The sequence below is a fragment of the Cohnella sp. GCM10020058 genome (genome assembly GCF_042683485.1).
Lineage (GTDB): Bacteria > Bacillota > Bacilli > Paenibacillales > Paenibacillaceae > Cohnella.
This window is the reverse complement of sequence record NZ_JBHUJV010000009.1, coordinates 793,717-818,828: the sequence shown is the minus strand read 5'-3', so window position 1 is coordinate 818,828 and position 25,112 is coordinate 793,717. Positions and strand designations below refer to the sequence as shown.

The 25,112-nt window shown below is 61.7% G+C and carries 22 protein-coding genes; 8 read left to right on the top strand and 14 right to left on the bottom strand.

The window, feature by feature from the left end; genetic code table 11:
- Positions 1 to 1,416 (top strand): GNAT family N-acetyltransferase, encoded by a 1,416-nt coding sequence (locus ACFSR7_RS18885; protein WP_378164206.1) that lies wholly within the window; start codon positions 1 to 3, stop codon positions 1,414 to 1,416.
- A gap of 568 nt (positions 1,417 to 1,984) precedes the next feature.
- On the opposite strand, the gene cyoD is transcribed toward ACFSR7_RS18885, so the two are convergent.
- The 5 genes from cyoD to ACFSR7_RS18860 form a co-directional block, all read right to left on the bottom strand.
- Positions 1,985 to 2,326, bottom strand: a complete 342-nt coding sequence (gene cyoD, locus ACFSR7_RS18880) for a cytochrome o ubiquinol oxidase subunit IV (protein WP_378164204.1) — start codon at positions 2,324 to 2,326, stop codon at positions 1,985 to 1,987.
- 1 nt (position 2,327) lies between these two features.
- Positions 2,328 to 2,948, bottom strand: a complete 621-nt coding sequence (cyoC, locus tag ACFSR7_RS18875) for a cytochrome o ubiquinol oxidase subunit III (RefSeq protein WP_378164202.1) — start codon at positions 2,946 to 2,948, stop codon at positions 2,328 to 2,330.
- Complete coding sequence (locus ACFSR7_RS18870; protein WP_378164200.1) at positions 2,948 to 4,906, bottom strand: cbb3-type cytochrome c oxidase subunit I; 1,959 nt, start codon at positions 4,904 to 4,906, stop codon at positions 2,948 to 2,950. Before ACFSR7_RS18870 ends, cyoC begins: the two co-directional genes overlap by 1 nt.
- Positions 4,907 to 4,919: 13 nt before the next feature.
- Positions 4,920 to 5,927 (bottom strand): ubiquinol oxidase subunit II, encoded by a 1,008-nt coding sequence (gene cyoA / locus ACFSR7_RS18865; RefSeq protein WP_378164198.1) that lies wholly within the window; start codon positions 5,925 to 5,927, stop codon positions 4,920 to 4,922.
- 265 nt (positions 5,928 to 6,192) lie between these two features.
- Positions 6,193 to 6,432, bottom strand: coding sequence for a hypothetical protein (locus ACFSR7_RS18860; protein WP_090116116.1), 240 nt, complete (start codon positions 6,430 to 6,432; stop codon positions 6,193 to 6,195).
- A 342-nt stretch (positions 6,433 to 6,774) separates the two neighbouring features.
- Here ACFSR7_RS18860 and ACFSR7_RS18855 point away from each other — a divergent pair, with 342 nt between their 5' ends.
- Positions 6,775 to 7,101 (top strand): hypothetical protein, encoded by a 327-nt coding sequence (locus tag ACFSR7_RS18855; RefSeq protein ID WP_378164197.1) that lies wholly within the window; start codon positions 6,775 to 6,777, stop codon positions 7,099 to 7,101.
- Positions 7,102 to 7,103: 2 nt separating this feature from the next.
- Positions 7,104 to 8,015, top strand: a complete 912-nt coding sequence (locus tag ACFSR7_RS18850) for a DUF4097 family beta strand repeat-containing protein (protein WP_378164195.1) — start codon at positions 7,104 to 7,106, stop codon at positions 8,013 to 8,015.
- A 107-nt stretch (positions 8,016 to 8,122) separates the two neighbouring features.
- Here ACFSR7_RS18850 and ACFSR7_RS18845 read toward each other — a convergent pair whose 3' ends face one another.
- Together ACFSR7_RS18845 and ACFSR7_RS18840 are read right to left on the bottom strand one after the other, a co-directional pair.
- Positions 8,123 to 8,782: a YfbR-like 5'-deoxynucleotidase gene (locus ACFSR7_RS18845; RefSeq protein WP_378124464.1), complete on the bottom strand. Its 660-nt coding sequence runs from the start codon at positions 8,780 to 8,782 to the stop codon at positions 8,123 to 8,125.
- Positions 8,783 to 9,036: 254 nt separating this feature from the next.
- Positions 9,037 to 9,378, bottom strand: a complete 342-nt coding sequence (locus ACFSR7_RS18840; RefSeq protein ID WP_378164193.1) for a winged helix-turn-helix transcriptional regulator — start codon at positions 9,376 to 9,378, stop codon at positions 9,037 to 9,039.
- Positions 9,379 to 9,532: 154 nt separating this feature from the next.
- On the opposite strand from ACFSR7_RS18840, the gene ACFSR7_RS18835 reads away from it, so the two are divergent.
- The 4 genes from ACFSR7_RS18835 to ACFSR7_RS18820 are packed head-to-tail and all read left to right on the top strand — an operon-like array spanning position 9,533 to position 13,837.
- Positions 9,533 to 11,095 carry a spore germination protein gene (locus ACFSR7_RS18835; protein WP_378164191.1) on the top strand — a complete coding sequence of 521 codons (1,563 nt, stop codon included), beginning with the start codon at positions 9,533 to 9,535 and terminating at the stop codon, positions 11,093 to 11,095.
- Complete coding sequence (locus ACFSR7_RS18830) at positions 11,088 to 12,284, top strand: Ger(x)C family spore germination protein (RefSeq protein ID WP_378164189.1); 1,197 nt, start codon at positions 11,088 to 11,090, stop codon at positions 12,282 to 12,284. The genes ACFSR7_RS18835 and ACFSR7_RS18830 overlap by 8 nt, the downstream gene beginning before the upstream one ends.
- Positions 12,281 to 12,490, top strand: coding sequence for a hypothetical protein (locus ACFSR7_RS18825; RefSeq protein ID WP_378164187.1), 210 nt, complete (start codon positions 12,281 to 12,283; stop codon positions 12,488 to 12,490). Before ACFSR7_RS18830 ends, ACFSR7_RS18825 begins: the two co-directional genes overlap by 4 nt.
- A gap of 27 nt (positions 12,491 to 12,517) precedes the next feature.
- Positions 12,518 to 13,837 carry a GerAB/ArcD/ProY family transporter gene (locus tag ACFSR7_RS18820; RefSeq protein ID WP_378164186.1) on the top strand — a complete coding sequence of 440 codons (1,320 nt, stop codon included), beginning with the start codon at positions 12,518 to 12,520 and terminating at the stop codon, positions 13,835 to 13,837.
- A 61-nt stretch (positions 13,838 to 13,898) separates the two neighbouring features.
- On the opposite strand, the gene purT is transcribed toward ACFSR7_RS18820, so the two are convergent.
- A complete protein-coding gene (purT, locus tag ACFSR7_RS18815; protein WP_378164184.1) occupies positions 13,899 to 15,059 on the bottom strand; it encodes a formate-dependent phosphoribosylglycinamide formyltransferase in 1,161 nt (386 codons plus the stop codon).
- Between the two features lie 149 nt (positions 15,060 to 15,208).
- On the bottom strand, positions 15,209 to 16,453 hold the full coding sequence (gene fabF, locus ACFSR7_RS18810; protein ID WP_378164182.1) for a beta-ketoacyl-ACP synthase II: 1,245 nt from the start codon (positions 16,451 to 16,453) through the stop codon (positions 15,209 to 15,211).
- A 161-nt stretch (positions 16,454 to 16,614) separates the two neighbouring features.
- Between fabF and ACFSR7_RS18805 the strand changes: the two genes are divergently transcribed.
- Positions 16,615 to 17,457 (top strand): helix-turn-helix transcriptional regulator, encoded by an 843-nt coding sequence (locus ACFSR7_RS18805; RefSeq protein ID WP_378164180.1) that lies wholly within the window; start codon positions 16,615 to 16,617, stop codon positions 17,455 to 17,457.
- Positions 17,458 to 17,750: 293 nt separating this feature from the next.
- On the opposite strand, the gene ACFSR7_RS18800 is transcribed toward ACFSR7_RS18805, so the two are convergent.
- The 5 genes from ACFSR7_RS18800 to ACFSR7_RS18780 form a co-directional block, all read right to left on the bottom strand.
- Entirely contained in the window at positions 17,751 to 18,764 is a 1,014-nt protein-coding gene (locus ACFSR7_RS18800; protein ID WP_378164178.1) for an aldose 1-epimerase, read from the bottom strand.
- A gap of 162 nt (positions 18,765 to 18,926) precedes the next feature.
- Positions 18,927 to 20,537, bottom strand: coding sequence for a gamma-glutamyltransferase family protein (locus ACFSR7_RS18795; protein WP_378164176.1), 1,611 nt, complete (start codon positions 20,535 to 20,537; stop codon positions 18,927 to 18,929).
- Between the two features lie 16 nt (positions 20,538 to 20,553).
- A complete protein-coding gene (gene cysK / locus ACFSR7_RS18790; protein WP_378164175.1) occupies positions 20,554 to 21,480 on the bottom strand; it encodes a cysteine synthase A in 927 nt (308 codons plus the stop codon).
- Positions 21,481 to 21,521: 41 nt separating this feature from the next.
- Positions 21,522 to 23,339: an ABC transporter ATP-binding protein gene (locus tag ACFSR7_RS18785; protein ID WP_378164173.1), complete on the bottom strand. Its 1,818-nt coding sequence runs from the start codon at positions 23,337 to 23,339 to the stop codon at positions 21,522 to 21,524.
- On the bottom strand, positions 23,332 to 25,110 hold the full coding sequence (locus ACFSR7_RS18780) for an ABC transporter ATP-binding protein (protein ID WP_378164172.1): 1,779 nt from the start codon (positions 25,108 to 25,110) through the stop codon (positions 23,332 to 23,334). Before ACFSR7_RS18780 ends, ACFSR7_RS18785 begins: the two co-directional genes overlap by 8 nt.
- Positions 25,111 to 25,112 lie beyond the last annotated feature (2 nt).

Genomic DNA, 25,112 nt, shown 5'->3' with positions numbered 1-25,112 from the left:
ATGACGCAACAGAGACAGCTTCCGCAGCTCGTGATGCGCAGATCGAACTTGGCCGATCTGCCGCCCTTCCGGTTGCCGGAAGGGTATGCCTGCCGCAGCTTCGAGCCGGGCGACGAGGCGCACTGGGAGCGGATCGTCAAGCTGGCGTTCGGCTGGGAGCGGAGCTTCCGCGAATATATTCAATCGCACTTTTATTATCGGCCGGGCAGGGTGCTGTTCCTGTGCCGCGAAGGGATTCCCGTGGCGACCGCCTGTGCCTGGCAGGAACCGGAGTGGGGCGAGGACTGGGGCTACTTGCATATGGTCGGCGTCGATCCCGCGTTTGCCGGGCAAGGGCTCGGCTATGCGGTTAGCCTGGCGGCGCTGCATCGGATGCAGGAGGACGGCAAAGCTTGCGCCGTGCTCGAGACGGACGACTTCCGCCTGCCGGCGGTTCGTACGTACCTGAAGCTGGACTTCCGTCCGGACGTCCCCGACGAAGCGCTTCGGAACCGGTGGAAGCTGGTGTACCGGGAGTTGGGCTTGCCCTACGGCGTGAAGGTCGCTTCCGCTACCCGCCCTGGCAGCGCCGCTGCGGCGAACGAGGACGCGCTGGTCGTCTATCCGGAATCCCATGTGTACGGCGTCGTGGACGGCGTGTCCGCGATGCTTCCCTACAAGGACGAGGCGGGCTTCACCGGCGGCCGTATCGCCGCCGGCCTGCTCGCCGAAGCGCTCGGCGCCGGTGCTGGCGATGCCGATTTTGATCTGGCAGATGCCGTCCTGCGCGCCAATGCGTCGCTGATGGATCGCATGCTTGCCGCGGGCGTCGACGTCGCCTCCAAGTGGAAGCGCTGGGGCGCGGTGTTCGCGGTCGTCAGGTGGCGGTGCACGCACCTCGAGTACGTACAGGCCGGAGACTGCATGCTGCTCGCGCGATACCGCGACGGGAGCGTCCGGACGCTGACCCGCAATCAAGTCGCGGCGTTCGACCTGAAGGCACTGCAGGCCAAGCAGCAGCTGCTCAAGAATGGCACCTTGCCCGCAGAGAAGGTATCGCAACGGCTGAAGCCCGTATTCAAGTGCAATCGCGACAAAGCCAACGCGCCGGACGGCTACGCCGTCATGAACGGGGACCCTGCGCTGGCTTATACGATGGAATACGGCCGCATCTCCTGCGCCAACGTCGTCCGGCTTTACGCGGTGACCGACGGCATGTTCCACTTTATCGAGAATGACGACGATCCGCGCAAATGGGAAAAGCTCGCGGACGCACTCGACGAACGCGGCATCGAGCTTTACATGGACCAGCTCGAGCGCGAGGAAGCGCTCGATCCCGATTGCGAGCGCCATCCGCGCCACAAAAAATCGGACGACAAGTCGGCCGTCATTTTGGAATTGCCGAGCGAGACGGAGTCGGGCCTCACAGGGTCCTGAACGTCCCGCAGACTCCTGCAATCGCGCTTTTATCGCCTCGCTCTCACCTCCCAGCCGAATGGGGTTAAGAAAGACCGTCATGGTGATCATCGATCGCCCTGACGGTCCTTTTAGCATTGGCAGATATCCGATACTCGATTCGTGCACAACGCCTGTCATTCGCTCATCCGCCAGCCGCTCCGATGGCCCCGCTTACCGTCGTCCGCGTTACTCTTTCGCCGTAAAGCCTGCAAATCTACATCTATTTCCGCCGATGTCGGCCCTTTTAAACAGCTGCGAAAACGCAGTTATTTTCCTTCATCGGCCCCATTTCCGGCTTGCAACTTAAATTTACCTGCATAATTGCAGGTTTTTGATCAAGTGTCGCTGGTCGACAGAAAATACATGTACATATGCAGGCTTTGCGACTCGCAAAACATCGAGAAGCGCCGTCACGCCGAAAGTGCGCTCACCTGTCACGAATCGCCGCCAAATTGATGATGTCTGATCTATATATAAAAGCGAAAGAGCAGCCCGTCGGGCTGCTCTCTCACTTTCTACACGGCGTGCCGCATCTCCCGCAAGGAGATCAGTGCGCCACCATATTGTACTTCATGATCCAGATGGAGCCTGCGACGATCGTTACGACGATGACGAGGCCGAGCAGCAGCGTCATCAGGTTGTAGCGCGGCTTTTTCTCTTCCTTCAAGTGCATGAAGAAGAACAGCTGCACGACGAATTGCAGGACGGCCGTCCCGAGCAGGACGACGTCGGCGGCGTTGCCGGTGACGATGTCGTTCAGCACGAGGATCAGCGGAATCGCCGTCAGAATGAGCGACAGGACGAAGCCGATCACGTAGGACTTGAGCGAGCCGTGAGACTCGTGCGCGTCGGCACCGTGCGAGGCGTGCGTGTCATGATGCTGCGCCATCTTACCTCACCCCCATCATGTACACGATCGTAAAGACGAAGATCCAGACGACGTCGAGAAAGTGCCAATACAAGCTGATGTTACCGATCTTGCGCTTGGTCACCGGCGTAATGCCGCGCTTCGCCACCTGCAGCATCAGCGCGATCATCCAGATCAGGCCGATGGAGACGTGGATACCGTGCGTGCCGACGAGCGTGTAAAAGGCGGACAGGAAGGCGCTGGTCGAAATCTTGGCGCCCTCGTCGATCATCTTGAGGAATTCGGTTACTTCGAGCGTGATAAAGGATGCGCCCAGCAGCGCGGTGACGATCAGCCAGCCGATCAGACCCTTCTTGTCGCCCCGGTTCATGGACAACACGGCAAGACCGCTTGTGAAGCTGCTGGTCAGCAGGATAAACGTCTCGGCGATAACGCCCGGCATCTCGAACAGCTCGGCGCCGGTCGGGCCGCCCGCCGTGCTGTTCATGAGTACGGCATACGTCGCGAACAGCGTGCCGAAGATAATACAGTCGGTAATGATAAAAATCCAGAAGCCCATCGTCCGAAGCGCTTCGAGGTCATGATGGCCGTCATGGCCGTGATCGTGGTCGTGCGATGAATGATTAGCCGCGACATGCGCCATTAGACAACCCTCCCCGCTTTAGCTTCGGTCCTTTTAACCTCTTCGGCCGTTACGTAATAATCCGTGTCGTAGTTAAACGAGTGATACAGCATCGTAGCCGCGATTCCGATCGCGCCCGGCACGATCAGCCACAGCCAATCGAATACGAAGCCGAAGCCGAGGATGAACCAGAAGAGCGACATGACGATCGGCGTCCCCGAATTCTTGGGCATGTGGATCGGCTCGTACTTCGGCGGCGGATCCTGAACGCCCTTGGCGGCCAGCTCCTTGCGGCGCCACCAGTCGTCTCTGCCTTCGACCTTCGGCGTGATCGCGAAGTTGTAGAACGGCGCCGGCGAAGGAATCGACCACTCGAGCGTGCGGCCGCCCCACGGATCGCCCTTGACGCGCTCCATGAACTTGATGCTGTGCAGAATCTGCCACACCTGGAACAGGAAGCCGATACCCATCAGGAAGCCGCCGATCGTGGAGACGAAGTTCCAGCTCCACCAGCCCGTGTCCCAACTGTACGAGCTGACGCGGCGCGTCATGCCCATGAGGCCGAGCACGTATTGCGGCATGAAGCAGACATAGAAACCGATGTTCCACAGCCAGAACGCCCATTTCCCCAGCTTGTCGTTCAGCTTGAAGCCGAACACCTTCGGCCACCAATAGTACAGACCTGCGAAGTAACCGAACACGACGCCCCCGATGAGCACTTGGTGGAAGTGAGCGATCAGGAAGTAGCTGTTATGGAACTGGAAGTCGGCCGGCGCGACGGACAGCATGACGCCGGTCATGCCGCCGACGATGAAACAAGGAATAAATGCCATCGTCCAGAGCATCGGCAGCTCGAACGTAATTTTCCCCTTGTACATCGTAAACAGCCAGTTGAATATTTTGACCCCCGTCGGGATCGCGATGATCATCGTTGTGACGGCGAAAAACGCGTTAACGTTTGCGCCCGAACCCATCGTGAAGAAATGGTGGGCCCATGTGAAGAACGAGAAGATGCTGATGCTCATCAGCGCGAACACCATGGAGCCGTAGCCGAACAGCCGCTTCTTGGAGAAGGTGGCCACGATCTCCGAGAATATGCCGAACGCCGGCAGTACGACGATATACACTTCGGGGTGACCCCACATCCAGATGAGGTTGATGTACATCATCGGATTGCCGCCCATGTCGAGCGTGAAGAAGTGGGCGCCGAAGTAACGGTCGATGAAGAGCAGCGCCAGCGTCACAGTCAGAATCGGGAACGCCAGGATGATCGTCAAGCAGCTCGAGAGCACCGACCAGGTGAACATCGGCATCTTCATGAGCTTCATGCCCGGCGCGCGCATCTTCAGAATCGTGACGATAAAGTTAATGCCGGTCATCAGGGAGCCGATACCCGAGATTTGAATGCCCCATATATAGAAGTCCTGCCCCACGCCGGGACTGAACATCTTTTCGGATAATGGCGGATAGGCCAGCCATCCAGCCTCCGGCGAGCCGCCGATGACGAACGAGACGTTGAACAGCATCGCGCCCATGAAGAACAGCCAGAAGCTCAGGGAGTTCAGCAGAGGAAACGCGACATCGCGTGCGCCGATCTGCAGCGGCACGGTCAGGTTAAAAAGACCGAACATCAACGGCATCGCCATAAACAAAATCATAATGACGCCGTGCGTCGTGAAAATATCGTTATAGTGATCGGGCTTCAGGAACTCCATGCTGTCTGGCAGCGCCAGCTGCGTCCGCATGAGCAGGGCGTCGACGCCCCCGCGGAACAGCATGAGCAGCGAAGCGATGACGTACATAATGCCGATCCGCTTGTGATCGACGGTCGTCAGCCATTCGCGCCACAGCCATCCCCAGCGCTTGAACGCGGTGAGCGCGACGACGATGGCGACCATCGTCAGTCCGATCGCGACGTCGGCGCCGTAGATGAGCGGGTCCCCCGTCACGAAGAAATCGGATAGCTTGGTAATCTTCAATCGGGTCCCCTCCTTAATGTTGATGCGCGGCGTCGCTATGGCCCGCGTCGGACATATCCATATCGCTCATGTCCATCTTGCTCATATCTTGGCTGGCCTGGCTGTCCGCAGCGGCCGCATCGTCCTTGGACGAAGCCGCTTCGCCGCCGTGATGATGGCCGGATTCGCCTGCCACGACGTATTTGTTAACGATATTGTCGAACATGCCGCTCGGGAAGGCAGAGAACGAACGCACCAGCGAGGTCGCCGGCTGCGCGAGCTCGTTATAGCCTTCCTGACTCATCGCCGGATATGATTGCTTGACGTCCTGCACCCACTTGTCGAAGTCGGCCTGCGACGTCGCCTTGGCGTTGAAGGTCATCTTGCCGAAGTATTCGCCGCTGAAGTTCGCGCCCGTGCCGAAGTAATCGCCCGGTTCGTCCGCGATCAGATGCAGCTTCATCGCCATGCCGGACATCGTATAGATCTGGCCGCCCAGCTGCGGAATCCAGAACGAGTTCATCGGCGCGTCCGCGGTCAGTTGGAACTGAACCGGAACCTTCTCCGGGAATTGCACGTAGTTAACCGTAGCGATGCCTTGCTCCGGATAGAGGAACAGCCACTTCCAGTCCAGCGCGACGACCTGGATCGTGATCGGCTTCTCGTCGGAAGCGAGCGCCTTGGAAGGCTCCAGCTTATAGCTGTATTGAACGGTGACGATCGCGATCAGCAGAATGATCAGGATCGGAATGCCCCACCAGACGGCTTCCAGCTTCGTGCTGTGATCCCACTCCGGCTGGTACGCTTCTTTCTTTCTGCTCTTCGCCCGGTATTTCCAGGCGATCCAGAACGTCAATATAAGGACGGGCACGATAATGATGAGACACAGCCCCGTCGTGATGTAGATGAGATCAAGCTGATGCTTGGCGATCTCCCCTTTGGGATTAAGGACGACTACGTCCGCACATCCCGACAGCAGGAACGTCATCAGCGCCAGCGGCAGGAACGCCGCCGCCCGCAGGAACCACCCTTTGTACTTCATTTGCTCACACTCCTTGATTGCGGCTTGGCGCCGGGCCTGCGGCTGCTCTCGTCAGAGCTCCGCGCTATGTCATTAACATATCAAAATCCGGAGGCCACGGCGCTGCTGTTAACAAATGCGTCAATGTTTGTTTGATATTTAGCAATAAATTGTTCACCATTTCGACCTTTGTTCAAACAATTGCAACAAAAAAACTGCCTTGCGCGGAGAAGTCTCTCTGCGCAGGCAGTCTTTGGGTTGAATCGTATGATATAGGGGTGACGGATTAAGCGAGATCTTCGACCTTATCCAAGCCTTCAGGCTCCAGATCCGACTTCTTCATCATCAGCGGCGCGGCCACGCCGAACAGCAGAATCTGCAATCCGCCCACGAGGAACCCGATGCCGATCATCAGTCCGAGGTTGCCATCGTTAAATTCGTTCATATTCAATGCGCTGCAAATGACGCCAAATGCAATAATAACAGCCGCCGTCCATTTCAACGCAATCGTCATGTCTTTTCTCATCGAGAACAGCTCCCTTCACTGGAAACGCTATCTGTGAACATTCTATCACAGAATTGTGACAAAATATAGTCTAAAACCGCCTAATTTAAATCTCTACTGCGCAGGCCGGCTTCGATTCAAGTTTCAAGCTGCATCACGCTCGTCTATATTTTACCCGGCCGAAAAGGCTTCCAAACGAAAAGCCCCCCCACCAGGCCTAACAGATGCCAACTCTTCCCTGGACCTGAGGCGGAGCCCCGGTCCAACCGGCGTCTGTTTCCCGGACGCGTGCGTTCAACTTATAATGAAGCGGCAGGCTTGGAATTATGCAGGCCGCTTAACGTGGAGAAATGGGGAACACATGTGAACGACAACAGATCGGCCGGTCCGGCGGCCCTCGCATTGCTCTGGCTGCTCGGCATCTTCGCCATCCCGCTGGGGCTCGCGCTGTGGGCCGTATTATCCGCCCTGGCCGCAGCCAATATCGCACTCATCGCCGCACCGGTCGCGGTTCTGCTGGATTGGACGCTGAGCGGAGAACGCTACCCGGCAGCCCTGTTCGTCAGCTTGGCGGCGACGGGCTTCGGTATGCTCGCCGCGCTCGGCACGATCGCGGCATTTAAAACCGGCATTCGATGGACGGCTGGCGGACTCGCCTTGTCGGCCCGCATTCGGAAAGGAAGGGCTTAATCATGAGAAAAGTATCCTGGGTAACGATCGCGATCGGCCTCGTTCTCATCGGCTTGGGAGGCGCGGCTTATTACAAATTCCACTTTGCGGAACCGCTGACGGCGCATTCGCAGGCGTGGACGTTCGACGAGGGAGCGCTTCGGGCACTCGAGATCGACGGAGAGGCGAAGAGCCTGGACGTGCGCTTCGTCGCAAGCACGGACGGCAAAAATAGCGTCTCGTTAAACGGCGAAGAGGAGCAGGAAGTCATCGACCGGCTGTCGGACGCGACCGTGCAGGACGGCAAGCTTAAGCTCGATCTGAATGCCAAGAATAGATGGTTTAACCTGAACTTCGACTTTGGCAGCCACAAACAGACGATCGTCGTCGCGTTGAGCGGGACCGGCCGATTGGACGATGTCACGATCAAGTCGGACGCCGGTTCCGTCGTTGTCGACGGCCCTCAAGCGCAGCAGGTTGTCATTCGTTCGGACTCCGGCTCGCTTCGAATCTCCAATATTGCCGCGAGCTCGATCGACCTCAAGTCCGATTCCGGCTCCGTGAAGCTCAGTGCCGTTCAGGCGGAACAGTTGAAGGTAAAAACGGACTCGGGCAGCATCCAGGCCGACAGCGTGAAGGCAGACGCGACTGTCTCTTCGGACTCCGGCTCGGTAAAGATCGCCTCCTTGACCGGTTCAGTTTCCATCAAGACCGATTCCGGCAGCGTCCGGCTGTCCAAGACCGACACCGCCTCCGCCGATGTCTCCTCGGACTCCGGCAGCGTGCGCGTCGAACTGCCCGCCGCCTTTGCCGGTCACTATGACCTCCGCTCGGACTCTGGCTCGATCCATGCGCCGGAATCCCCCGGTCAGACTGCCGACACGATCAAGGTGCGTACGGATAGCGGCAGCATACGGGTAGGAACGGCTGAATAAAGAATAAACAATAAAAGCTGCACGCCAGTCGCGATTTGGACTGGAAGTGCAGCTTTTTTTGCATTCAAGAGATCGGTCCAACAAACGCGGCATGAGCGCTTTCGGCATCAGGCCGTATACGGCTGCGACGGCGACGACGCAGACGCCAGCGCTTCCTCGGTAATCTTGCGGATGTCGACGGGAGACATCGACTCCTCGCTGACGAGGTCCGGCAAAATGCTGTCGAAGAAATAATCCACGCATTTAAGCGGTATGCTGCGAATCTTAAGGAGCGCATGGCGGTACATCGAGACGAATTCCTTTTCCGTGTTGCCCCGCTGAAGCTCGGAGAACGCCTCGTACACTTGGTCAAGCTTGTCGGCCGCCTCCAGAATCAGTCCCTCGATCGACTGGTCCTTGCCTTCCCGCAGTTGCTCCTGGAAGATCGCCTTGAACTCGCGAGGAATATGCTCCTCGATAAAATTATGAATCATGCCCTCCTCGACGCGCTGCAGCAGGGTGCGCAGCTGCATGGAGGAATGCTTGACGGGCGTCTTGATGTCTCCGATGAAAATTTCCCCGTAATCGTGGCTGCTCGTGATCCGGTACAGCTTTTTCCAGTCGATGACCGCGCCCTGCTGCTCCTCGATATCCGCGAAGGTTTTGGCATATTGAACGACCTTCCAAGAGTGCGCGGCGACGCTATGTTCCTCGAACTTGAATTTGCCCGGGCAGCGAATGATCCGATCGAGCACGTCCAGCGATCTGAAGTAGGCATGAATTCCCATGGCGGGCTCTCCTTTTTGGATCGGCGATTGTCCGGCTTTGCGTAAAATGATGTCGGGCCGCAAATCTATTGTAGCCGGACGTTGTAAAGCCTGAATTAACGGAGCGTTAAAACGCCGGTTCGTTTATGAACGCAGCATGCGGAGACGGGCCGAAAAACATAAAAAACCGCGATGCGTCGGCGCATTCGCGGTAACTCGGATGGTTCATGCAGGCGTCAGTCCCGTCAACGGGACGGGAGACGCATTCTTTTTTGTCAATGCATGGCCGTCTGGTGGCCCTCGCCCCATTCCTTAAGCATCAGGATGACGGGCACCAGCGTGCGGCCGTAATCGGTAAGCCGGTAGCCGATCTTGGGCGGAGTCTCCTGATAGACGATGCGCTGAACGAGGCCTTCGCGCTCCAAATCCCGCAGCTGCAGCACCAACATACGCTGCGTAATGCCGGGAATCATCCGGCGAAGCTGATTGAACCGGGCTTCCTGCTGGATGAGCTGATAAAGAATGACGCCCTTCCACTTGCCTCCGATGACGCTCATAGCCGTGCCGACGGGGTTGGTTGCCGTTTCGTTCGCTTCGAATTTAATGGTTTGCAGCATGATGGTGCCTCCTATTTTCGGTGCTCGGCAATTTATATACTCCTTTTATACCACTTGTTACTGAACAAATTCTGAAAAAAACGGCGGATGCGAAGATTGGCTTTGTTGCATACTATTGACAACCATTTGCGGAAAAGGAGGCGGCGACACCCGCATGCTTAAACGTCTGATTCGGGCCTGGCTCCGGCATTCGCTCCAACGGCGTCCGTCCGAAGGTGCGCCGGGCGGCTTTGGCACGCGGACTGCTTCGCGAGGCGGCGTCCGCGCCGCTTCGGGAGACCCGCTCGCCGCCCTCCTGGACGCTTTCAAGCATTCCGAGGACCTGGTCTGCCAGCCGGTATCGGCGGGCGGCGTAGCTTGCACGCTCGTATACTTCGAGACGATCGTGGACAAGGCCACACTGTTCGCGCATCTGATTCGGCCGCTGCGGGAGCAGACCGCGATGCAGGCGAACGATCTGCTGGACGGCCTGCTGGACGGTGCGCTCGTCTCCATTCAAGCCGCCCGCTGCCGGGATGTCGACCAGGCTGTCTCGGCGCTGCTGGAGGGACAGGCAGCGCTGCTGATCGACGCCGGCCGCAAAGGCGTATGCCTTTTTCCCGTTACGCAGTACAACGACCGCGCCGTCACCGAGTCCCAACACGAGACGGTTATCGTCGGGCCGCAAGAAGCGTTCGTGGAGAACATCCGCACCAATCTCGCGCTCGTCCGCCACAAGCTGAAGCATCCCGATTTTAAAGTCGAGAAGTATACGTTCGGACGGTTCACGAAAACGGAAACCTATCTCGTCTATATTGAAGGACTTTGCAATGGAGACGTGCTAACCGAGGTTAGAAAGAAGCTCGCCGGCATCGATGTGAGCAGCATACTCGGCGCCAGTTACATCGCGGAGCGGATGCAGGATATGCCGTTGACACCTTTTCCCACCGTCCAGTATTCCGAGCGCCCCGATACGCTGGCCGCCGCGCTGATGGAAGGACGAATCGGCATGATGATCGACGGCACGCCGCAATCGCTGATCGTACCCGTCACCTTTTTTTCGCTCATGCAGTCGGCAGAGGACTATTACCAGAATTTCATGGCATCGACCTGGATCCGGTGGATCCGCCTGTTTTTCTTGGCCATGTCCTTTCTCGTGCCTTCGGTGTATGTCGCGGTCACGACGTTCCACCCCGAGATCGTTCCTGCCAACCTGTTGCAGACTATCACGGCCGCCAGAGAAAACATTCCGTTTCCCGCGCTGGCCGAAGTGCTCATCATGGAACTGATCTTCGAGGGGTTGCGGGAGGCCGGCATCCGGATCCCGAGGCCGCTCGGACAGACCGTGTCGATTATCGGCGCGATCGTCATCGGGCAGGCAACCGTGCAAGCGGGCATCGTATCGGCGCCGACCGTCATCGTCGTATCCATTACGGGCATCGCTTCCTTCGTCATTCCGCACTTCGAGCTGGGACTCGCATTCCGCCTGCTCCGATTCCCGCTGCTGCTGCTCGGCGGATTGCTCGGCATGGCCGGCCTCGTAACAGGGCTGTTCATCCTCTTCTGGCACCTGGTATCGCTATCTTCGTTCGGCGTGCCTTATATGCATCCCGTCGCCCCGCTGTCCGTACGGGATTGGAAGGACACGTTCGTCCGCATCAATTGGACGCGGATGAACCCGCGTCCCGAAGCTTATCGCAAGTCGGACGCCGCGGAAAGGCAGCACGCCCATGAATAGAGGCGTCCCAACGTTGCTCGTCGTGCTCGTCGCGCTCCTGGTCCTGCCACTCTCCGGCTGCTGGTCCAAGATCGAGCTCAACGATCGCAGCTTCATCACGAGCGCTTATCTCGATCTGGGCGAGCGTCCCGGCGAGATCATGCTGACGGTCGGCTCGCCGCTGCCCAACCGGATCGGATCGATCGGCAATACCGAATCTACCCCGCAGCAGGGAAAATCCTACACTTCCGTCGCCGCCTCGGCACCGACAATTCCGGAGGCGCTCGATAAGATCCAGAACGATCTGACGCGCAAGCTCACTTGGGGACAGACGCGCGCCCTCGTCGTCAGCGCGGATTATGCCTCACAAGTAGGTTTGCAGGATGTACTCGAATGGGCATCCCGCAACCCTTCCTTTCCATTTCGAACATTCGTATTCATATCTGAAGGAAACGCCCGCGAGGTCATGAACCTGACGCCCGTATACGAGAGAGCGCCTGCCGAGGTGCTGCGCAAGTATGGCAATCGCAAGTTCGTCGGACAGACGACCGTCAAGGACTTGGCCGTCGCCACCACCTCCGGCGTAGGCACGGTGGTCCCATTGCTGCGGACCGGCCAGAAACCGCAGATCAGTGAAAACAACAAAGTTAGCCCGTGGACCGGCATCTCCGGTGCCGCCATGATTCAGGATATGCGCATGAAAGGCAGGCTGGGAATTAGCGAGGCCAAGGTGGTCAGCTGGGTGGAAGGCAATCTTGCCGGACCTATGTACGACGTGCTCTCGAATGCAGGGAAATTCGACTACAAACTGAACCGGCTGAATGCCAGCATAGCGCCCGTCGTCTCTTCGGCAGGCGATATTACATGCAGAGTTAAGCTGAGCGCGGAGGCCACGCTTGAATCGGCAGTTACCTCAAAGAACATCACCAATCCTGCTGTGCTGCATGAACTGGAGGGGCAAATGAATGTGGCAATTGCCTCCGATCTGCAGCGTGCGCTGGAAAGCTCCCAGTCCGCAGGAGTGGATATCCTGGAGTTGGGTCAAAAGCTGGAATGGCGCTATCCTCGCTTGTGGGCGCGTCTGAAAAACAAATGGGTGCAAGTGTACGCCGAGGAAGTGCGCTTTAAAACCAAGGTCGATATTCGCGTCACCCATTTGGATGGGGAACACGAACCGCTGTGGACGATTCAGGAGGCGAAATCGCAATGAAGGCGGCATGGCTGATCATGGCGGGAGTCGCGGCGATCGAGCTGTACCGGCTTCCTTCAGGAGATAAACGGACGCGCTACATGACGATAACAGCGTGGCTGCTGAGTATCGGCTACGCAGGAACCGCAGTATTCGCCGACTGGCTCCCGCTGCCGGTCTGGATCATTCGAGGCCTATTCGGGTGGGCCGATATGCAGTCAAAGTAAAGCTATGGAGCGGAGAGTTGACGCGCGATGAAACCTCTCAAATTCGTTCATCTGTGGAGAATATTCGCGCTGCATCTGATCGCCGCGCCGATCGTATTCATGCTGAGTCCCATGTATGTGCTAGGCGGGTATTTAGGATGGCTCGCCATCCCTTGCGCCGGCTTCGTCAGCATGGTATTCGCCTTCTTTTCCCTCCGCATCGCTTACGCCTTCAAGGGACGGGAATGGGCCGAGTACGGCAAAAGCGTCGTCGGCCGCTTGCCTCACCTTTTCTTTTCCGCGATCGTGCTCCTGTATTGCCTGATAGTCGCATCCATGTGCGCATCAGCCTATTCGGATCTTTTCATCTCGGTCTACCTGGAGGGGACGCCCACGCCGGTCATGCTGGGGTGCTTCCTGCTGTGCGCCGCGCTCGCCGCCCGCTCCGGCATCCGCTCGATCGCGCTGCTTAGCGACGGCTTTTTCTTGTCCGTTTTCGCGACGATGGTGCCTGTCCTGTTCGTCCTGCTGTTTAAAATAAACTACGGCATGACAATCGCGCTTTTTACGCATTGGGCGGCCTCCAAGCTGGCAGCCTCTACGTTTTTTGCGGTCGGCTGGCTGAACGATTTATCGCTTATTTTCCTGCTCGCGCCTTTTTTCGAATCCGCGCCGAAGCCCGTTCGCAAGCTCGCTTCCATGCAGATGCTTATCGTGGTCGTCCTGGTCGCCTACTGGCTGTCCAGCCTGCTGTTGTTCGGTCCGAAGCTCGCGGGGAACATGTATTATCCTTTGCTTGAGGCCGTCCGCTTCATTTCCTTCGGCGAGGTTCTGGAAAATCTCGACCCGCTCCTGATCGGCATCTGGTCCGCCACGCTCCTTATCAAAACGGCCGTCCTGCTATTCATGGCAAGCCGAATCGTCATGCGGTATGCGGGCATCCGGTCGCATCGGCCGTTGACGTTCGCCTTGACGGCATTCGTTTTCGCTTGCGCGTACCAGTTCTCCCGCTTCCCGGCGGAATTTCAGGCGTTGACGACGATGCCGTCGTTTCAAATCTTCACCTGGCTCGTGTTTTTAACGCCCGTCATTTATTGGACCGTTGCCAAGCTCAGGGGGATGACAGGTATGCGAAAAGCGAAGGCGGACGGGAACGGCGGACGGAGCAAGGGCGCGCAGCGCGAAGGCGCGCAAAGCGAGGGCGCGCAGCGCGACAGCGCGCAGCGCAAGGGCGCGCAGCGCGAGGGCGCGCAGAGCGAGGGCGCGCAGAGCGAAGGCGCGCAGAGCGAGGGCGCGCAGCGCGAGGGCGCGCAGAGCGAGGTCGCGCTGCCACAGAGCGGGCAGCCGAGCCAAGACGCTGGCCGGTGAAAAAGCCCCTGCAGGCCGCGAACTTGCGGCCAGCAGAGGCTTTTTTTGAAGGAGAAGCGGTTTATTCGCGCTCGAGACCGAGCTTGCCGAGCGCCTCGGCAGCCCGCGAGCGCGCCTCGAGCACGGTATCCGCGGCAGCCAGCGCCACGGCCATGCGGCGTCCGGGCTTGGTCACCGGCTTGCCGAAGACGCGCAGCTGCGTATCCGGCACGGCGAGCGCCTCCGTTGCGCCCGTGAGGCGGTAGTCTTCCCATGCCTCCAGCGCCTTGAGCGGACGGCTCGCGCCCGGCGAAGCGAGCTTAATCTCCGGGATCGGAAGACCGAGGATCGCCCGCACGTGCAGCGCAAACTCGGACAGGTTCTGGCTGACGAGGGTAACGAGGCCCGTATCGTGCGGACGCGGCGACACTTCGCTGAAGTAAACCTTGTCCTCGGCCAGGAACAGCTCGACGCCGAACAGGCCGACGCCGCCCAGCGCATCCGTGATCGCGAGCGCGATGCGCCGCGACTCCTCCAGCTGCGAGGCGGTCATCTCATGCGGCTGCCATGACTCAATGTAGTCGCCGCCTTGCTGCACGTGACCGATCGGCGGGCAGAACTGCGTCCCTTGAGCCGTACGTACGGTCAGCAGCGTGATCTCCGACTCGAAACGGATGAACGCCTCCACGATAACCCGCGCCTGCTGAACCCGGCCGCCCTCCATGGCGATCCGCCAGCTCTCCCCCAGCTCCGCCTCGGAGCGGCAGACGCTCTGACCTTTGCCCGAGGAGCTCATCAGCGGCTTGACCACGCAAGGGAAGCCCATGGCACGCGCAGCCTCGGCGAATTCGTCGAAGGTGTCGGCGAAGCGGTACTTCGCCGTCGGCAGGCCCAGCGTCTCCGCGGCCAGCCGGCGGATGCCCTCGCGGTCCATCGTCAGCTGCGCGGCGCGTGCCGTCGGGATGACCGTGAAGCCTTCCGCCTCCAGCTTCACGAGCTCGGCCGTGGCGATCGCTTCGATCTCCGGCACGATCAGGTCAGGCTTCTCGCGCACAATCAGCTCCCGGAGCGCCTGCTTGTCCAGCATGTCGATGACATAGCTGCGGTCAGCCACATGCATGGCCGGCGCGCCCTCGTACCGGTCGACGGCGATCGTCTCGACGCCGAGGCGCTGCGCCTCCAGAATGACCTCTTTGCCCAGTTCGCCCGAACCGAGCAGCAGCAGCTTTTTCGTATGGAACATGTTCTTCATCCAGCTCCTCGCACCCTCAGATGTGCCCATTATACAACAAAATGAAGGATAGGATGAACGCACAGGTCAGCTGCTTAAGCTCACGCGCGGACCGCTGCGATCGTTAGTCGCGCGCAGACCGAATGCGGCGCGTTGGCACATCAAACCTCGTCATACCTGCGCAGCACGATGACCGCGTTGTGTCCGCCGAAGCCGAAGGAGTTTGACAAACCGACCTTCAGGTTCTGACCCGCGCGCGCCACGTTCGGCACGTAATCCAGATCGCAGGCCGGGTCGGCTCGCTCGAGGTTGATCGTCGGCGGGATGACGCCCTCTCGCAGCGTCTGCACGAGCGAGATCGCCTGAGCGCCGCCGGAAGCGCCCAGCATGTGGCCGGTCATCGACTTGTTGGCCGTGACGGGCACCTCGCCCGCGCGTTCGCCGAACACCTGCTTGATCGCCAGCGTCTCCGTCGCGTCGCCAAGTTCGGTGCTCGTTGCATGCGCACTCACGACGTCCACGTCCTCCGGCGTGATGCCCGCGCTGCGCAGCGCGGCGCGCATCGCCTGGACCGCGCCCCTGCCTTCGGGGTGGGTGGCTACCTGGTGGTAGGCATCGGAGCTTGCGCCGTAGCCGATCACCTCGGCGAGCGTACGCGCGCCGCGCGCCAGCGCGTGCTCGAACGACTCGAGCACGACGATACCGGCGCCCTCGGCGAGCACAAACCCGTCGCGATCCGCATCGAACGGGCGGCTCGCCCGTCCGGGCTCGTCGTTGCGGCGAGACAGCGCCGTCGCGTTGCCGAAGCTTGCGAGCGACAGCTCCGTCACAGCCGCTTCGGCGCCCCCGGCGATGACGACGTCCGCCTCGCCGTCTCGAATGAGGCGGAACGCCTCGCCGATCGCCGTGTTGCCTATCGAGCAGGCCGTCACGGGGGACATCGTCGGCCCGTACGTACCGTACCGGATGCTGATCTGCGCGGCGGCCATGTTGGCGATCATCATCGGCACAAGCAGCGGACTGACCCTGTCAGGTCCGCGCTCGCGCAGCAGCGACTCGTTGTCGCTCAGCGTCCGAAGTCCCCCCGTGCCCGATCCTACGTAGACCGCAACCCGTTCGCGGTCCGTTTTTTCCATATCCAGTCCCGACTGGGCGATCGCCTGATCTGCCGCTGCGAGCGCGAACTGGGTGAAGCGGTCCATCCGCCTCGCCTCTTTGCGACCGAACATCGCCTCCGCATCGAAGTCCTGCACGATTCCCGCGATCCGCGTCTTATGCCCCGACACATCCATATGTTCGATCGTCCGGACGCCCGAGCGCCCCTCGACGAGTCCTTCCCAAAAAGAAGCCACGTCCGCGCCCAGCGGCGACACGACGCCCATTCCCGTGATGACCGTTCTTGCCATGCCGATCTCCTCCATCCTGTGTGCGTTGCGATAGTCCTATCATTTCACAGGCCGATATCCTAGTACAAGTTATAGGTTATACTGGTATAAAGAGTACCTGAATAAAGCTTAAAGCGAATTACAGGAGCTAGCGGAGCGTTCGCGCGAGAGGACGGATAAGAATGAACAAACAGGCGCGTTTGCAAGCGTTGTCGGCCTTCTTGAAGGCTCGGCGGGCAAAGCTGTCTCCAGGGGAAGTCGGCCTGCCGGATATCGGAAGGCGGCGGACGCCGGGGCTGCGGCGGGAGGAGGTGGCACAGCTGGCTGGGGTGAGCAGCACGTGGTATACCTGGCTGGAGCAGGGCCGGGATATCCAGGCTTCGCATGGCGTGCTGGAGTGCGTGGCGGAGGCGCTGCGGCTGACGGCCGACGAGCGCAGGTATTTTTATTCGCTGGCCGAAAGCGGAGGCTCGTCCGGCGCGGTCGACTACGAGCGGGAAGCCCCGCCGGTCATGACCCCCTCGCTGTCGCGCGTCGTGGACGAGCTGAGGCAATGCCCGACCATCGTGTCGGACAGACGCTGCCAGATCGTCGGGTGGAACGAGGCGGCCGTCCGCGTCTTTGCGGATTTCAGCCGGATCGCGCCCGAGGATCGCAATATGATCAGGCTCGTATTCACGCGCAAGGAGTTTCGCAGACTGGCCGTCAACTGGGAGTCGTTCGCCAGCGGTTTCCTCGCGATTTTCCGGGCCTATTACGGACAGTATGTGGAGGATGAGTGGTACGAGGCTTTTTTGGCGGAAATGAAAGGCGCCCACCCCGACTTCGAGCGTCTCTGGAACGACAGCCGGGTCAGCAGCGCGCCCGAGGTCGCCCTGGAATTCAGGCATGCCAAAGCAGGCAAGATGCTGTTCCATCTCACCTCGCTTCAGGCGCACGGCAGCGCCGATCTTCGCTTGAGTGTCTACACGCCAGCCGCCGACTCGCGCACCGAGGAGAAGCTGCGAAAGCTGCTCGATACGTAGCGGGTCTGTCGTATGTTCATCCGTACTGAAGACGCCTCCCGGCACCGAATAACGATGCGGCACATTCTTATTCCGGCCAGACAAGCTCCGCGGCACCGAATAACGATGCCGCACATCCTTATTCCGGCCAGACACGCTCCGCGGCACCGATTAACGATGCCGCACATCCCTATTCCGGCCAGACACGCTCCGCGGCACCGATTAACGATGCCGCACATCCTTATTCCGGCCAGACACGCTCCTCAGGGCAAAAGCTCCCCGGATCAACGCCCATCGGCCTGTCCCGCTTTCGTTCAGCCGATCGTGTACAGCCGGCTCGTCTCTTCCCAGATCTCGCCGGGCGACAGCGCGAAGAGTCCCGCCTGCTCCTTCTCCTCCGGCGACAGCTCGATGTTCGGCGCATTGACGAGATTGACCTGCGGCTCCGGACAGAAGTAGCCGCCCTTGGCGCCGTCGTTCCAGATCATCCATTGCTTGTAGCCCGTGCCGACGTCGTAAACGAGCTTCACGCCCGTGCGCGTATCGGTCAACTCCATGCGGTTGCGGCCGTTTTGCGGTGCTGCGGTGTAGTGATTGTCCAGCGACTCGAAAAACGGGGACTGCGTCCCGTCGCGCATGCGCGCCTCGGCATCCGTGAGCGGCAGCCTGCGCTTGGTCGGCAGCATCCTGCCGTCAGCGCCCATTTCCCAGCGTTCGCCGACAGTCAGCTTGAACGAATAGTCGTCCGGTGTGCTGCCCGGCACGAAAGGCGCATTGACCGCCGTATGGAAGGCGAGCAGGCAAGGCATCGTGCCTTCGCCGTCGTTGCGCACGCTGACGCGTTGATGGAGGCCGTCGCTGCCGAGCGTGTACTCAAGCCGGACGGTGAACGCGAATGGAAACCGCGTGTACACCGCGTCTCCTTTTGCCACCTTCACGCTGAATACCGCACGGGCGCCGAGCGCGTCGGCACTGAAGCCGTCGACCTGCCAGGGAATGTTATAAAGGAAGCCATGCAAGTGATTGTTGCGGTGGGTCTCGTTGACGGGCAGCTCGAGCACGCGGCCCTCCCACGGGAACTTGCCGTCCTCGAAGCGGTTGGGCGGGAAAAGCAACGGGATGCCGTGCACCATCGGGCGCTCCGTGAACGCTTGCAATTCGTCCGCGGCCGGTTCCCGCAGGAAGGCATATCCCCGCTCCGTGTCCCGGAACGCGATCAGGTTCGCACCAATCTCCGGCAGCACCGCCGCCTCGTAAGGGCCCGCTTTCAGCCACACTGCCTTCAAACCCTCGTACTGACCCTCGTAAGCTTGCGTATTCGCTGTCATCGTATCCTCCCAGGCGTGTAGCATGACTTGTACGTACATTTCTCCTAGCATATCATACACCTTGCGGCGGGGAACAGAAGCAGCTGGCGAATTAAGCTTCGCCTATCATGAAAAAAAACGCTCGCCAGAATTCCGGACGAACGCCTGCAGCATCTTAGTCAATCACCAAACCGCGATCGTGCCGTCCGTCCGCGAGTCGGTGCCGCCGCAGAGGACGCCGGTCGCCGGATCGCGCCAGATCATCTGGCCGCGTCCGAAGGAGCCGCCGTCCAGCGCGAAGCGGATGTCGTGGCCCAGCCTGGCCAACGCCTGCGCGGCGGCCGCCGGGAAGCCCGGCTCGACCAGCACCGTGCGCCCGCCCGTCCATTGCCAGCGCGGCGCATCCAGCGCGGCCTGCGGATGAAGGCCGAAATCGATCGCGTTCATCAACGTCTGGACATGGCCTTGCGGCTGCATCAGGCCGCCCATCACGCCGAACGGTCCGACCGCTTCGCCGCCGCGGGTCAGGAAGCCGGGGATGATCGTATGGTACGTACGCTTGCCCGGCTCCAGCCGGTTGGCCGCCGCTTCGTCCAGCGAGAAGTCGCGCCCCCGGTTCTGCAGCGCGATGCCGGTGCCCGGCACGACAAGGCCCGAGCCAAACTGCATGTAGTTGCTCTGGATAAAGGAGACCATATTGCCCTCTCCGTCGGCGACTGCCAAGTATACGGTCCCGCCGCCTTTGGGATCGCCGGCTTCAGGCAATCCCGACCGCGGTCCGATCAACGTCCGCCGCTCCGCCGAATACGCATCCGACAGAAGCGCCTCCACGCTCGCCTTCATATGATGGGGGTCGGTAATGTGTCGCTGCCCGTCCGCGAACGCCAGCTTGATCGCCTCGATCTGCTTATGATACGTGTCCACGACCCCTGCCTGCAAACCGCCGAAGCCGTCGAGCAGCCGAAGCGCAAGCAGCGCCACGAGCCCCTGGCCGTTGGGCGGAATCTCCCATACGTCGTAGCCCCGGTAAGCCGCGCGAATCGGGTCCACCCATTCGGGGCGGAAGGCATCCAGGTCCTCCCCGCCCAGAAACCCGCCCGCCTCCTGTACGAACGCGACGATGCGAGCCGCCAGTTCTCCCCGGTAAAAGTCCTCCGCCCCGCTTTCGGCGATCCGCCGAAGCGTGCGACCGTGGTCCGGCGACCGCCAGAGCTCGCCGGGCGCAGGCGGACGTCCGCCCGGCGCAAACGTCTCGAACCACGACTCGAACGCCGCTCCCTTAAACGCCACCCGGTACGATGCATGCGCTTTGCCCCAGTTGAACGCCGCCGTAGGCGATACCGGGTATCCTTCCTCGGCATAACGAATGGCGGGCTCCAGCGCTTCCCCGAGCGGCAGCCTGCCGAAACGCCGCGACAGTGCTGCCCATGCCGCCGGCGCGCCGGGCACGGTAACCGGCAGCGGCCCGTAGGCGGGCATCTCCGAATGCCCGGCCGCCTTCACCGCTTCGATCGAGATCGAGCGCGGCGCCGGACCGCTGGCGTTCAAGCCGTGCAGCTTGCCGCCCGTCCATACGAGCGCGAAGGCGTCGCCGCCGATGCCGTTCGAGCACGGCTCGACGACGGTCAACGCCGCCGCGGCCGCGATGGCGGCGTCGATCGCGTTGCCGCTGCGCTTCAATATGTCCAGTCCCGCCTGCGCGGCGAGCGGCTGCGAGGTCGCTACCATGCCGCGATGCGCATAGGTTGGGACGCGGTACGCGGGATGCGGATGATATAAAGGGTCGAAATTCATGTAACGTCCCGCCTCCTTAATCCACGAACAGGTCGGAGCTCAAATACCGCTCGCCGTTGTCCGGCGCGATGCACAGCACGCGCTTGCCCTTGCCCAGCCGACGGGCCTCCCGGAGCGCCGTCCAGACGGCGGCGCCCGAGGAAGGACCGACGAGGATGCCTTCGAACGTGGCGATCTGCCGCGCCGTGCGGATCGCGTCCGCGTCCGACACCTGCACGATCTCGTCGTAGATCTGCTGGTTGATCACGCCGGGAACGAAGCCCGGACCCGCGCCGATCAGCTTGTGCGGCCCCGGCTTGCCGCCGGACAGCACGGGCGAGCCTTGCGGCTCGATGACGACGATGCGGATGTCCGGCAGCCGCTCCCGCAGCACTTCGCCGGTTCCCGTGATCGTCCCGCCGGTGCCGGCGGCCGCCACGAACGAATCGAGCCGCCCGTCCATCTGCTCCAGGATCTCGAGGGCCGTCGTCGTCCGGTGAATCGCCGGATTGGCCGGATTCTCGAACTGCTGGGGCACGAAGCTGCCCGGGATCTGCCGCTGCAGCTCGAGCGCCTTGCGGATCGAGCCCGACATCCGTTCGTTCGCGGGCGTCAGCACGACTTCGGCGCCGTAAGCCTTCAGGATGTTGATGCGTTCCTTGGTCGCGTTGTTCGGCATCGTGATGACGAGCCTGTACCCCTTGGCCGCGGCGTTCATGGCCAGCCCGATGCCGGTGTTGCCGCTGGTCGGCTCGATGATCGTGGCGCCCGGTTTGAGACGTCCCGACTTTTCCGCGTCCGCGATCAGGTTGAACGCCGCCCGGTCCTTCAGGCTGCCGCTCGGATTGAAGTATTCGAGCTTCATATACACTTCCGCGTCGCCTTCGCTGACGAGCCGGTTCAACCGAACCGCCGGCGTTTCGCCGATCAGGTCCGTGATGCTGTTCACTCTTTTCGATGCCATGGATGTGCCTCCTGAATTCCGTCCGGCTTGTCCGGACCGGTCTATTGAGCTTGCGGCGTATCGTATAGTCGGCTGTACAGCCCTTTCATCGCCATTAATTCGTCGTGCGTGCCCTGCTCGGCCATCCGCCCGCGCTCCAGGACGACGATCCGGTCGGCGCCTCGTATCGTTGCCAGCCGGTGCGCGATGACGATGCTGGTCCTTCCCCGCATGAGCCGGCGGAGCGCCTCCTGGATATGAAGTTCGGTGACGGTGTCGATGCTGCTGGTCGCCTCGTCCAGGATGAGGATCGACGGATCCGACAGCATGGCGCGCGCGATCGCGAGCAGCTGCTTCTGACCGTGGCTGATCTCGTCGCCCTCCTGGCGGAGCACGGTGTCGTAGCCTTCGGGCAGCTTCATGATAAATTCGTGCGCATTGGCCAGCCTGGCCGCCTCCTCGACGTCAGCGTCCGACGCTTCCGGCCTCCCGTAACGGATATTGCCGCGAACCGAGTCGTGGAAAAGGATGGAGTCCTGCAGCACGAAGCCCATATGGCGCCGCAGGCTGTCCCTCGTCAAACGTTTGATATCGCGGCCGTCGATCGCGATTGTTCCCCGCTGCGGTTCGTAGAATCGGGTGATCAGCTGTACGACCGTCGATTTGCCCGCGCCCGTCGGGCCGACGAGCGCGACCGACTGGCCGGGGGCCGCGGAGAAAGACAGATCGACGAGGGCCGGCGCGCCGCTTCCGTAGGAAAACGTGACGCCCTCGAACGCGATCGCGCCCCTTACCCCAGGCAGCTCCTCCGCATCCTCCCCGTCGGTCTCCTCCTCCTGATCGAGCACCTCGAAAGCCCGCTCCGCGCCGGCGACAGCCGACAGCATGGCGTTGACCTGCGAAGCCAGCTCGTTCAGCGGACGCGAGAATTGCCTTGCGTACTCCGCAAACGTCACGATGATCCCGACGGTAACGAGGCCGTGCAGCGCGAACAAGCTGCCCGCCGCCGCGATGACGGCGAAGCTGAGATTGTTCAGCAGGAACATGAGCTTCGGGACGAAACCCGAGAAGGTTTGCGCCCAATAAGAAGCGCGCATCAGCTCGCGGCTCCGCGCGTCGAACGTCTCCTGCGTCCGGCGCTCCCGGGACAGCGCGCGGATAACCGGCTGTCCAGCCGCCGCTTCCTCCGCGTAGGCGCTGAAAGCCCCGAGCTCCCGCTGCTGCGCCTTGAACAGCGCGCCTGTCCGCGCGGAGATCCACTGCGTGCCAAGGAACATAACCGGGATTACAGAGAGGCTGACCAAGGTAAGCGGCCAGCTCAGCCAGAGCATCAACCCCAGCATCCCGCCGAAAACGACCGCGCTGGAAAGCACCTGTACGAAGGCGCCGCCCAGCGATTGGCTGAGATTGTCGATATCGTTGATCATCCGGCCGATCAGGTCCCCGTGCGGGCGGCTCGACAAATAAGGCATCGGCACGCGGTGGAGACGGCCGAACAGGTCGCTTCTCATGTCCGCCACCGTACGCTGCGCGGCCCCGATGACGAGGTACTGCTGCAGCATCGAGGCCGCCGTCTGCAGCAGATACAGGGCGCCGAGTCCGAGCAGGTAGGGCGCGAGCGACGAAGGTCCGCCGCCGCCGAGCGCGGCGTCGACGGCCTCGCCCAGCAGATACGGCCCGGCCAATCCGCAGCCGGCGCCGGCAACGACCAGGAGCAGCGCGAGCGTCAGGGGCCGCCTGTAAGGACGCATATAGCCGCCGATCCGGATCAAAGTACGGCGGAGCTCCCGCGGGCCCCGGTTCTGCGCCGCGCCCGCAGGCGGCGGCTTGCGCAGCGGGATGCTGCCGTAACGCGCGGACAGCGCTTCTCGTCTAGGCATGAATCTCTTGCGCCTCCTTCGACTGGGACCGGACGATCTCCCTGTACAGCGGGCTGCTCGCCAGCAGCTCGTCATGCTTGCCCTGCGCGGCGAGCGCGCCGTCCGCGAGCAGCAGGATCAGGTCGGCGTGCCGGGCCGCCGCCACCTTCTGCGTGGACATCAGCACCGTGCGTCCGGTCTCCCGCAGACTGCGAAGCAGCCGGCCCTCCGTAGCGGCGTCGAGCGCGCTGGTGCAGTCGTCCAGCAGCAGCAGCTCGGGCCGCCGCACCAACGCCCGCGCGACCGCCAGCCGCTGGCGCTGCCCGCCGGACAGACTGCCGCCGGCGGACAATCGCATATCGTAGCCGCCGGGCAGCGCGGCGATCTCTCCGTGGATCTGGGCGGCGAGCGCCGCCTCTTCTAGCTCCGCGTCCGTCGCCTCCAAAGCGCCCATCCGCAGGTTGTCCCGCACCGTCCCCTCGAAGAGGACGGACTGCTGCGGAACGTAGCCGATCGCCGCGCGCAGCGTCTCCTTGGGCAGCGCGCGAATGTCGACGCCGCCGATCTCGATTCGGCCCACGGCCGACTCGTACAGCCGGGGCAGCAGCTGCAGCAGGGACGTCTTGCCCGCCCCGGTCATACCCATGACGACGGCGGTGCCGCCCCGCCTCACCCTGAAGCTAAGATCTCGCAGCACGGCGACGTCAGGCGCGTCGGGATAGCGGAAGCCGACGCAGTCGAAGACGATATCGCCCGTGGGCCGACGGATCGCATCTGCATCCGCATCCGACTCCCCCACGCCCCGGCCCCCGCGATGCCCGGCCGGCGCCGCGGCTGCGCGATCCCGCTCTTCCGGCAGGCGCAGCACCTCCGCAATGCGCCGCCACGATGCCGCCGCACGCGACAGGCTGGTGATAATCATCGTGACGAACGACAGCGCGCCGATGACGCGCAGCGCATAATTGACGACCGCGACCAGCTCGCCGGCTTCGGCGCCGCCGTCGGCCAGCAGGCCGCTGCCCGCGGTCAGAATCGCGAGGACGATCAAGTTCATCGCGAGCAGGGCGCCGGGAATCGTCATCTCCGACAAGCGCAGCGCCGACGTCGTCCGGTCCCGCCATGCCGCGTTGGCGGCGCCGAACCGTTCGTACTCGCCCGCCCTGCGCACCATCGCCCGGATCAGGCGCATGCCCACCAGGTTTTCGCGCAATATGCCGCTGGTCCGATCCATGTTCTCCTGCGCCTCTCCGAACGCGTGAAATCCCTTGCGAATCGCGACATAGACGACGGCCAGCAAGATCGGCACCGTCACGGCCAGCGGCAGGCCCAGCCGCCAGTCGACAAGCATTGCCAGCACGACCGAGCCCGCGATCAGCAGCGGCGAACGGAAAAACAGCCGGAGACAGAAGTAAACCGCCGCCTGCACCTGCGTAACGTCGCCGGTCATCCGCCCGAGCAGCGCGGCGGGCTTGAACCCGCGCAGGTCGGACAGCCCCGCGGATTGCACGCCGCGCAGCAGGTCCGAACGCAAATCGTGCGCGAGAGACTGGCTGACGTGGGACGCCCAGAACGTATTGACGATGCCGCAGACGAAGCCCCCGAGCGCGGAAGCGATCAGCCAGCCTCCCCAAACGTAGACAGCCCGGACGTCTCTCCCGCCGATCCCTTCTTGGATCAGCTTCGCGAGCAGCAGCGGCTGCCACAGCTCGACGGCCGCCTCGATCAGCATGAGGACGAAGGCCAGGCTCATCGGCCGCCGATACGGCCTTAAATACGGGAGCAGCGCTCGCATGA

Bases quoted from the DNA above. Each gene is read 5' to 3' on its own strand.
- ACFSR7_RS18780 (WP_378164172.1), bottom strand. From the start codon at position 25,110: ATGCGAGCGCTGCTCCCGTATTTAAGGCCGTATCGGCGGCCGATGAGC.
- ACFSR7_RS18845 (WP_378124464.1), bottom strand. From the start codon at position 8,782: ATGGGAATTCATGCCTACTTCAGATCGCTGGACGTGCTCGATCGGATC.
- purT (WP_378164184.1), bottom strand. From the start codon at position 15,059: ATGTTCCATACGAAAAAGCTGCTGCTGCTCGGTTCGGGCGAACTGGGC.
- ACFSR7_RS18830 (WP_378164189.1), top strand. From the start codon at position 11,088: ATGAATAGAGGCGTCCCAACGTTGCTCGTCGTGCTCGTCGCGCTCCTG.
- ACFSR7_RS18885 (WP_378164206.1), top strand. From the start codon at position 1: ATGACGCAACAGAGACAGCTTCCGCAGCTCGTGATGCGCAGATCGAAC.
- cyoD (WP_378164204.1), bottom strand. From the start codon at position 2,326: ATGGCGCAGCATCATGACACGCACGCCTCGCACGGTGCCGACGCGCAC.
- cyoA (WP_378164198.1), bottom strand. From the start codon at position 5,927: ATGAAGTACAAAGGGTGGTTCCTGCGGGCGGCGGCGTTCCTGCCGCTG.
- ACFSR7_RS18825 (WP_378164187.1), top strand. From the start codon at position 12,281: ATGAAGGCGGCATGGCTGATCATGGCGGGAGTCGCGGCGATCGAGCTG.
- cyoC (WP_378164202.1), bottom strand. From the start codon at position 2,948: ATGGCGCATGTCGCGGCTAATCATTCATCGCACGACCACGATCACGGC.
- fabF (WP_378164182.1), bottom strand. From the start codon at position 16,453: ATGGCAAGAACGGTCATCACGGGAATGGGCGTCGTGTCGCCGCTGGGC.
- ACFSR7_RS18800 (WP_378164178.1), bottom strand. From the start codon at position 18,764: ATGACAGCGAATACGCAAGCTTACGAGGGTCAGTACGAGGGTTTGAAG.
- ACFSR7_RS18860 (WP_090116116.1), bottom strand. From the start codon at position 6,432: ATGAGAAAAGACATGACGATTGCGTTGAAATGGACGGCGGCTGTTATT.
- cysK (WP_378164175.1), bottom strand. From the start codon at position 21,480: ATGGCATCGAAAAGAGTGAACAGCATCACGGACCTGATCGGCGAAACG.
- ACFSR7_RS18840 (WP_378164193.1), bottom strand. From the start codon at position 9,378: ATGCTGCAAACCATTAAATTCGAAGCGAACGAAACGGCAACCAACCCC.
- ACFSR7_RS18835 (WP_378164191.1), top strand. From the start codon at position 9,533: ATGCTTAAACGTCTGATTCGGGCCTGGCTCCGGCATTCGCTCCAACGG.
- ACFSR7_RS18795 (WP_378164176.1), bottom strand. From the start codon at position 20,537: ATGAATTTCGACCCTTTATATCATCCGCATCCCGCGTACCGCGTCCCA.
- ACFSR7_RS18820 (WP_378164186.1), top strand. From the start codon at position 12,518: ATGAAACCTCTCAAATTCGTTCATCTGTGGAGAATATTCGCGCTGCAT.
- ACFSR7_RS18785 (WP_378164173.1), bottom strand. From the start codon at position 23,339: ATGCCTAGACGAGAAGCGCTGTCCGCGCGTTACGGCAGCATCCCGCTG.
- ACFSR7_RS18850 (WP_378164195.1), top strand. From the start codon at position 7,104: ATGAGAAAAGTATCCTGGGTAACGATCGCGATCGGCCTCGTTCTCATC.
- ACFSR7_RS18805 (WP_378164180.1), top strand. From the start codon at position 16,615: ATGAACAAACAGGCGCGTTTGCAAGCGTTGTCGGCCTTCTTGAAGGCT.